Below are 7,840 nucleotides of genomic sequence, written 5' to 3' on the forward strand. Positions count from 1 at the left end.
GTGGATCGGATCCACCGGGCCGCGCCCTTTGTACGTACTCCCTGAATCCGGGCCCGGACCTGCCCCTCTATACCGGCCCGCGCACCTCGGCCACTCGTGCCGTGCCGAGTGCCACGGCCGGCCGCGAACAGGAGGATTGCATTCCGGCGCCCCCGGGTAAGACCGGCTACGACCGATCGGGACGCAGCCGCACGGGAGGACACGTGATCTTGGAGACGCTCGGCTCCGCAGTGCTCGGCCTGGCTCTGGCCTGGGCAGCGGCGCACCGACTCGCGCACCGCCTGCCGACCCGCACCCTGGTGTTCGCCACCGGTGTCGCGGGCGCCCTGCTCGGCGCCTTCATCACGCACTCGGCACTCGGCCCCGGCCATGTCCTGGCGACGCTGCTCGGCTCCGTCGTCCTCGCCACGGCCCTGCTGTCGCTACTGCTTCGCCCGGAGGTCCGAGTCCGCAGGCCGGCCTCGGCGGCCTGAGGCGAAGCGCCGGGGCGCACCGCTCAGGCGGCGAGGCCCAGGGCGGCCATGCGCTTGGTGTGCGCCTCGGTGATCCGCGAGAACATCCGGCCGACCTCGGCCAGGTCGAACCCGTCGGCCACGCCGCCGACCAGCATCGTCGACAGCGCGTCCCGGTCCGCGACCACGCGCTGCGACTGCGACAGGGCCTCGCCCATCAGCCGCCGCGCCCACAGCGCGAGCCGTCCGCCGACGCGCGGGTCGGCCTCGATCGCGGCGCGCACCTTCTCCACCGCGAAGCTCGCGTGCCCGGTGTCGTCGAGGACGGCGAGCACCAGTTCGCGGGTGTCGGAGTCCAGGCGGGCCGCCACCTCGCGGTAGAAGTCGCTGGCGATGGAGTCACCCACGTACGCCTTGACCAGGCCCTCCAGCCAGTCCGACGGCGCAGTCTGGCGGTGGAAGCCGTCGAGCGCGGCGACGAACGGCTCCATCGCCTCGGTCGGCTCGGCGCCGATCTCCGCGAGCCGCCCGGTGAGCTGCTCGAAGTGGTGGAACTCGGCCGACGCCATCTTCGCCAGCTCGGCCTTGTCGGCCAGCGTCGGCGCGAGCTTCGCGTCCTCGGCGAGCCGCTCGAAGGCCGCGAGCTCGCCGTACGCGAGGGCGCCGAGCAGGTCGACGACCGCTGCGCGGTAGGTCGGCTCGGCGGCGGCGGTGGCCCAGTCCTGGGCGGCGATCCCGGTGGGCGCTTCGGTGGCGGAGTCCGCTGCGGCGGCAGCGTCCGTGGCGTTGTCAGGCGTCTCCATGCAGCGCACAATAGCTCGCCGACCGGCGCGCGGAAGTCCCTGGTCAGTCTGTGTGACAACAGCTACGAAAATATTTCTCGGACCCGCGGAGCCCCCCGTTGAGCTGCCCGGACGCGTGCCGGAGGACGAATTCGGCCGACACGCCTGCGAGTATCCGGGGTACAGTGGTAATGCGCCTGCCGAGTATTCGGCGGGCCATCCGAATGAGGATGCCCGGTCGGTGGCCCGATCGGCTCCGACCCGACAGCCCTCCGGGCCGTATGCATGCAGTGCGTACGCAGGAGGGGCCCTCAGCGGCGTGACGCTCGAGTGATGGCAGTGGTCCCGTGCCACCCGGCCTCGCGATACAGCGGCCGGATGCACCCCCTGGCTCGGTCACGACCCCCAGCGTTCGCCTCGCGCCGCGTCTCACAGAAGAGGCAGCACCCTGACTACGTTCCGAGAGCTCGGGATTCTTCCCGAGACCGCCGAAGCCCTTGAGGCCGTCGGCATCACGTCCCCCTTCCCCATCCAGGAGATGACGCTCCCCGTCGCGCTCTCCGGCACCGACGTCATCGGCCAGGCCAAGACCGGCACCGGCAAGACGCTCGGCTTCGGTCTGCCGCTCCTGGAGCGCGTCACCGTTCCCGCCGACGTCGAGTCCGGGCGCGCCAAGCCCGAGGAGCTCACCGACGCTCCGCAGGCGCTCGTCGTCGTCCCCACCCGCGAGCTGTGCCAGCAGGTCACCAATGACCTGCAGACCGCCGGCAAGGTGCGCAATGTGCGCGTCCTCGCCATATATGGCGGTCGCGCCTACGAGCCGCAGGTCGAGGCCCTCACGAAGGGCGTCGACATCGTCGTCGGCACCCCCGGCCGGCTGCTCGACCTCGCGGGCAAGAAGCTGCTGAACCTCAAGCACGTGCGCGCCCTCGTCCTCGACGAGGCCGACGAGATGCTCGACCTGGGCTTCCTGCCCGACGTCGAGAAGATCATGAACATGCTTCCGGTGAAGCGGCAGACCATGCTGTTCTCGGCCACCATGCCGGGCGCGGTCATCGGTCTCGCGCGTCGCTACATGTCGCAGCCCACGCACATCCGCGCCACCTCGCCCGACGGCGAGGGCGTGACCGTCGCGAACATCAAGCAGCACGTGTACCGCGCGCACAACATGGACAAGCCGGAGATGGTCTCCCGCATCCTGCAGGCCGACGGCCGCGGGCTCGCGATGATCTTCTGCCGTACGAAGCGCACGGCGGCCGACATCGCCGAGCAGCTGGAGCGCCGCGGCTTCGCGTCCGGCGCGGTCCACGGTGACCTCGGCCAGGGCGCGCGCGAGCAGGCGCTGCGCGCGTTCCGCAACGGCAAGGTCGATGTGCTCGTGTGCACCGACGTCGCCGCGCGCGGCATCGATGTCGAGGGCGTCACGCACGTCATCAACTACCAGTCGCCGGAGGACGAGAAGACGTTCCTCCACCGCGTCGGCCGCACCGGCCGCGCGGGTGCCAAGGGCATCGCGATCACGCTGGTCGACTGGGACGACATCCCGCGCTGGCAGCTGATCAACAAGGCGCTCGAGCTGGACTTCAACGACCCGGTCGAGACGTACTCCAGCTCCCCGCACCTGTACGAGGAGCTGAACATCCCGCAGGGCACCAAGGGTGTGCTGCCGCGTACCGAGCGCACCCGCGAGGGTCTCGGTGCCGAGGAGATCGAGGACCTCGGCGAGACCGGTGGCCGTGGCGCCCGCGGTGGCCGTGGCGGTCGCCGTGAGGTCGAGGAGGAGCGCCCCCAGCGCACCCGTACGCCGCGTCAGCGTCGTCGCACCCGCAGCGGTACGCCGACGGACGGTGCCGCCGAGGCGCCGGAGGCGACCGCCAAGGACAGCACCGACGAGGCCGACAAGCCGCGCACCCCGCGCCGCCGTCGTCGTACCCGCGTCGGCGCCGAGACCGTGGCCGCTCCGGCCGAGCAGGCCGAGGCAGCCGTCGCGACCGCTGAGGGCACGGAGACCGCTGAGGCCGACGCCAAGCCGCGTCGCCGCCGCACCCGCAAGGCCGTCGAGGCGGAGCCTGTCGAGGCTGCCGTCGCGACCGTGGCTGTGACCGAGCAGGCCGAGCCCGAGGCCAAGCCCCGTCGCCGTACCCGCAAGGCCGCCGTGGCCGCTCCGGCCGAGCAGGCCGAGGCAGCTGTGGCGACCGCCGAGGGCACGGAGGCCGCTGAGGCCGAGGCCAAGCCGCGTCGCCGCCGCACCCGCAAGGCCGTTGAGGCGGAGCCTGTCGAGGCCACTGCGGTCGTCGTCGAGCAGGCCGAGCCGGAGGCCAAGCCGCGTCGTCGTACGCGCAAGGCCGCCGAGGCGCCGGTCGTGGCCGAGGCCGCTGAGGCTGTCGAGGCCGAGGCCAAGCCGCGTCGCCGTCGCGCCCGCAAGACGGTCGAGGTGGAGACCACCGAGGCCTGATCGCCCGCACGGCATCGCCTTTCACGGCCGGCCCGGTTCCCTTCGGGGAGCCGGGCCGCCGTGCTGTGCGGGTACGGCCCGTTCATCGCGCGAAGCGTGCCGCTAGATTCGACCTCATGAGCAGGCCCCCCACCTTCACGCCCCCGCCCGGCACCAGGGCGTACCAGCTGGCCACCGGGCGCGGCACGTTCGCCGTGCACGACCTCGCGCCGAACGGCATCGAGCCGAAGGGCACCGCGCTGTTGCTGCCGGGGTTCACGGGCAGCAAGGAGGACTTCATCGCGCTGCTCGCGCCGATCGCGGAGGCCGGGTTCCGCGCGGTCGCCGTGGACGGACGCGGACAGTACGAGTCGGCCGGTCCGGTCGACGACCAATTCCCTTACGCACAGGGCGAGTTGGCGCGGGACGTACTGGCGCAGGCCGAGGCGCTCGGCGGGGACGTGCATCTGCTCGGGCACTCGCTCGGCGGCCAGATCGCCCGTGCCGCCGCGCTCCTGGACGCCGCGCCGTTCCGCTCCCTGACCCTGATGTCCTCGGGCCCCGCCGCCGTCACCGCGTCCCAGCAGGAGCGGGTGAAGCTGCTGCAGGACGGGCTCGCCGCCCTGGACATGGCGCAGGTGTGGGAGGCGATGCGGGCGCTCGACCCGCCCGAGGAGGCCGACACCGGCGACGGCAACGGTCCGCTGCGGGAGCGCTGGCTGCGCCACAGCCCGGCCCAACTCACCGCTACCGGCGAGCAGTTGAGGACCGAGCCGGACCGGGTGGACGAGCTGGCGGCACGCTCGCTGCCGGTGCACGTGCTCTCCGGCGAACGGGACGACACCTGGCCGGTGCCGCTGCTCGACACCATGGCGGGTCGCCTCGGCGCGCGCCGCACGGTGATCGCGGGCGCCGAGCACTCCCCCAACACCGACCGACCCGCCGGGACGGCCGCCGCGCTGATCGCGTTCTGGGAGAGCGTCGAGAGCACGCAGGAACCGCGTTCCCGCTAGACCCGCCAGACCCGTACGCGCGCTAGACCCGTACGCGCGCTGGGCCCGTCCCGCCAGACGCATACGCGCGCGCTAGAACTGCGCGCGCAGATGGTTCCAGAAGCCGTCACGCAGGGCCCGGCGCAGGTCGGCCTGGCCTCGCAGCGAGTACTGCAGCAGCCGTTCCGCCTCGACCAGCAGGTCCTGGTCGACCGACCCCGGCAGGTAGGGGTGGCCGGGCAGCAGCTCGCCGAGGGTGTCGCGGCCCCGGGTGGCGAGCCAGCCCGCGGCGACCTGGGCCCCGACGAACCGCACCTGCTCGCGCGTGGGGCGGGGCGTCGCCGGGTCGTACGCGGTGCCGGTGCGGCGGGCGACGTACGGCTTGAAGAAGTCGAGTTCGAGGGTGCGCTGGCTGTCGACCTCCCACAGCAGCGGCTCGGCCTGGTTGCGCCCCTCGGACGCCTCGATGCCCCAGAGGTGCACTCGCGCCCCGTACCCCTGCGCCGCCTCGACCGCGGAGACCAGGTCCTCGTCGCCGCCGATCAGGGCGGCGTCGCTGATGGCACGGTGCCGGGCGAGTGACTCCAGGTCGGAGCGGATCAGCGAGTCGACGCCCTTCTGCTGGTTGCTGGCGTTGAGGTTGCCGAGGCGGACCTTGACGTCCGGGAGCTCGGCGATGGACTGCTGCTCGGCGGTGTGGATACGGCGCCGGGCACCGTCGTACCAGTACACGCGGAGCAGTCGGCTGTCCGCGAAGACCGTGCGGGCCTTGTCGATCAGGGCGTCGATGAGACCCTCGGCGTCCAGGTCGAAGGCGCGACGGTCCTCGGTCCCGGCGACCAGGCAGCCGGCGGCCGCGTACAGGTAGCCGGCGTCCACGAAGATCGCGTGCGTGGAAGGGGTCTTCGCCACCTCGGCGAGCATGCGGTGCAGCAGCTCGTTGGTGCGGTCGATACGGGCGCCAAGATCCAGGTCCTCGTTCATATGCAACCCATTGTCCGACCCGTCACGCAGCGAGTACAAGCGGCTGCGCTACCCATGGGTAGTTAGGTCGTCGAAAAATTTCTTTAGCGTAGGGAATGTTTGCAGGGGGCAAGCCGTTGGACCATAAGGAGCGCGCGGCAGCGAAGCCGCGCAATCCACACGTAACGGCCAGGCAATCGCCTGGCCGCAAAGCGGGGCAAGACTGACATCAGCCTCACCTCGCACCAGTAGTTCTCCTTCAGGAGGATGACCAGACGAAGGGAGAAGCCTTATGCGCTTCGAAATCATGCGCCTGGACGACGTCGACGGCACCGCCGTGGACAGCACCGTCGTGGACGCCGCCTCCGTCAACCGGATCGTGCAGCAGGCCGCCCAGATCGGCCAGCGCATCTACATCCGCCCGACCGACAGCGCGGCTTCATAGCGGCGTAGCGGCAACTGCGGCCCCGTAGCGCCGCAACAGCTTCGAAGGCCCCCGTGCGACATCGCACGGGGGCCTTCGCGTGTCCTGCTCGTATTGCTTGCTGCTTGTACGAGAGGGCTCAGCTGGCCTGGATCACCTGGGTGACGCCGTTGATGATCTGCTGCACGGCGATCGCGGAGAGCATCATGCCCGCGAGCCGGGTCACCAGGACGACGCCGCCGTCCTTGATCACGCGGATGATCACCAGCGAGTACCGCATGACCAGCCAGAGCACCACGTGCATGGCGACGATCGCGCTCCACACCGACAACTGCCCGCCGAGGCCGTCCGCGTTCTGCACCGCGAGGATCACGGCGACGATCGCACCGGGCCCGGCGAGCAGCGGCATGCCGAGGGGTACGAGGGCGACGTTGACGTCCTTGGTCTGCTTCGGCTCGTCGGTCTTGCCGGTGAGCAGGTCGAGCGCGACGAGGAGCAGCAGCAGTCCGCCCGCGATCATCAGGGCGGGCACGGACACGTGCAGGTAGTCGAGGATCTGGTGGCCGACCACGCCGAACAGCGCGATCACGCCGAAGGCGACACACACGGCCTGGAAGGCCATCCGCCGCTGCATTTTGGCAGGGCGGCCCGCGGTGAGCCCGAGGAAGATCGGGGTGATCCCGGGCGGGTCCATGATCACAAAAAGGGTGAGAAAGAGGGATCCAAAAATGGCAACGTCGAACACGGTGAGGCCTTGCGGAGAAAGTGAACAGGTGAAGTGGGCGTGCCCGGAAGGGGCTAGACGCCCGCTCCCCCGGCGCCCGGCACGGGGAACGCGCCCGTCGCGCGGCGGGTGATCTCGCCGTAGATCTCGGGGTCGGTGGTGAACTCTCCGAGTACGCAGGTCTTGCGGCTGCCGTGGTAGTCGCTGGAGCCGGTGGCGAGGAGGCCGAGGTCGGCGGCGAGGCCGCGCACCCGGTCGCGGGTCGCCGGGGCGTGGTCCATGTGGTCGGCCTCGATGCCGTCGAGCCCGGCGGCGGCGAGCGCGGCGATGGCGGACTCGGGCACGCACTGGCCGCGCTTGACCGCCAGCGGATGCGCGAAGACGGTGACCCCGCCCGCGGCCTTGACCAGGCGGATCGCGTCGAAGGGGTCGAGCTCGTGCTTCTCCACGTACGCCCGGCCGTCGTTGGCCAGCCACTCGGGCGTGAAGGCGTCGGAGACGGTGCGTACGACATCGAGTTCGACGAGCGCCTCGGCGATGTGCGGGCGGCCCACCGAACCGTCGCCGGCGATCCGCGCGACCTGCTCCCAGGTGATCGGTACGCCGAGTTCACGGAGCTTGCCGACCATGCCGCGGGCGCGCGGCACCCGGTCGTCGCGGACCAGCTCCCGCTCGCTCAGCAGCTCCGGCTCCTCGGGGTCGAAGAGGTACGCGAGCAGGTGCAGCGGGGTGCCGTCGAGGCGGCAGGAGAGTTCGGCGCCGGTGACCAGCGTGAGGTCCGCGGGCAGCGCGGCGACGGCTTCGGCGTGGCCGCGGGTGGTGTCGTGGTCGGTCAGCGCCACCACGTCGAGCCCAGCAGCGGCCGCGTTACGGACCAGCTCGGCCGGGGTGTCCGTGCCGTCGGATGCGGTGGAGTGGGTGTGCAGGTCGATGCGCACGACGCGTACTCCAGGCTCTGACGGGACGAAAGGGGAACGCTCAAGGATAACGGGGCGCGCCGACCACCCCGGACCGTCGCCTTCCACCCCGGCCCCGACCCCGGACGCTCACCCCTGAGACCGGACCTCAG

General features: G+C 71.4%; 8 protein-coding genes. 4 read left to right on the forward strand and 4 right to left on the reverse strand.

Annotation, left to right across the window (positions count from 1 at the left end):
• Positions 1-203: 203 nt before the first annotated feature.
• The gene (locus tag GUY60_RS30665) at positions 204-473 is read left to right on the forward strand and encodes a hypothetical protein (protein WP_161703714.1); all 270 of its coding nucleotides are present in this window, start codon (positions 204-206) and stop codon (positions 471-473) included.
• Between the two features lie 23 nt (positions 474-496).
• On the opposite strand, the gene GUY60_RS30670 is transcribed toward GUY60_RS30665, so the two are convergent.
• Complete coding sequence (locus GUY60_RS30670) at positions 497-1,255, reverse strand: ferritin-like fold-containing protein (protein ID WP_161703716.1); 759 nt, start codon at positions 1,253-1,255, stop codon at positions 497-499.
• Positions 1,256-1,772: 517 nt separating this feature from the next.
• On the opposite strand from GUY60_RS30670, the gene GUY60_RS30675 reads away from it, so the two are divergent.
• Together GUY60_RS30675 and GUY60_RS30680 are read left to right on the forward strand one after the other, a co-directional pair.
• The gene (locus tag GUY60_RS30675; RefSeq protein ID WP_246235858.1) at positions 1,773-3,689 is read left to right on the forward strand and encodes a DEAD/DEAH box helicase; all 1,917 of its coding nucleotides are present in this window, start codon (positions 1,773-1,775) and stop codon (positions 3,687-3,689) included.
• Between the two features lie 116 nt (positions 3,690-3,805).
• A complete protein-coding gene (locus GUY60_RS30680) occupies positions 3,806-4,681 on the forward strand; it encodes an alpha/beta fold hydrolase (protein ID WP_161703718.1) in 876 nt (291 codons plus the stop codon).
• Between the two features lie 72 nt (positions 4,682-4,753).
• On the opposite strand, the gene GUY60_RS30685 is transcribed toward GUY60_RS30680, so the two are convergent.
• On the reverse strand, positions 4,754-5,644 hold the full coding sequence (locus tag GUY60_RS30685; protein WP_161703720.1) for an NYN domain-containing protein: 891 nt from the start codon (positions 5,642-5,644) through the stop codon (positions 4,754-4,756).
• A 271-nt stretch (positions 5,645-5,915) separates the two neighbouring features.
• On the opposite strand from GUY60_RS30685, the gene GUY60_RS38315 reads away from it, so the two are divergent.
• Positions 5,916-6,068: a DUF8834 family protein gene (locus tag GUY60_RS38315; protein ID WP_187370169.1), complete on the forward strand. Its 153-nt coding sequence runs from the start codon at positions 5,916-5,918 to the stop codon at positions 6,066-6,068.
• A gap of 118 nt (positions 6,069-6,186) precedes the next feature.
• Here the strand turns inward: GUY60_RS38315 and GUY60_RS30690 are convergent, their stop codons facing one another.
• Together GUY60_RS30690 and GUY60_RS30695 are read right to left on the reverse strand one after the other, a co-directional pair.
• A complete protein-coding gene (locus tag GUY60_RS30690; RefSeq protein WP_161703722.1) occupies positions 6,187-6,792 on the reverse strand; it encodes a MarC family protein in 606 nt (201 codons plus the stop codon).
• A 53-nt stretch (positions 6,793-6,845) separates the two neighbouring features.
• Entirely contained in the window at positions 6,846-7,709 is an 864-nt protein-coding gene (locus GUY60_RS30695) for a PHP domain-containing protein (protein ID WP_161703724.1), read from the reverse strand.
• Positions 7,710-7,840: the final 131 nt, after the last annotated feature.

This window comes from Streptomyces boluensis (genome assembly GCF_009908195.1).
GTDB lineage: Bacteria > Actinomycetota > Actinomycetes > Streptomycetales > Streptomycetaceae > Streptomyces > Streptomyces boluensis.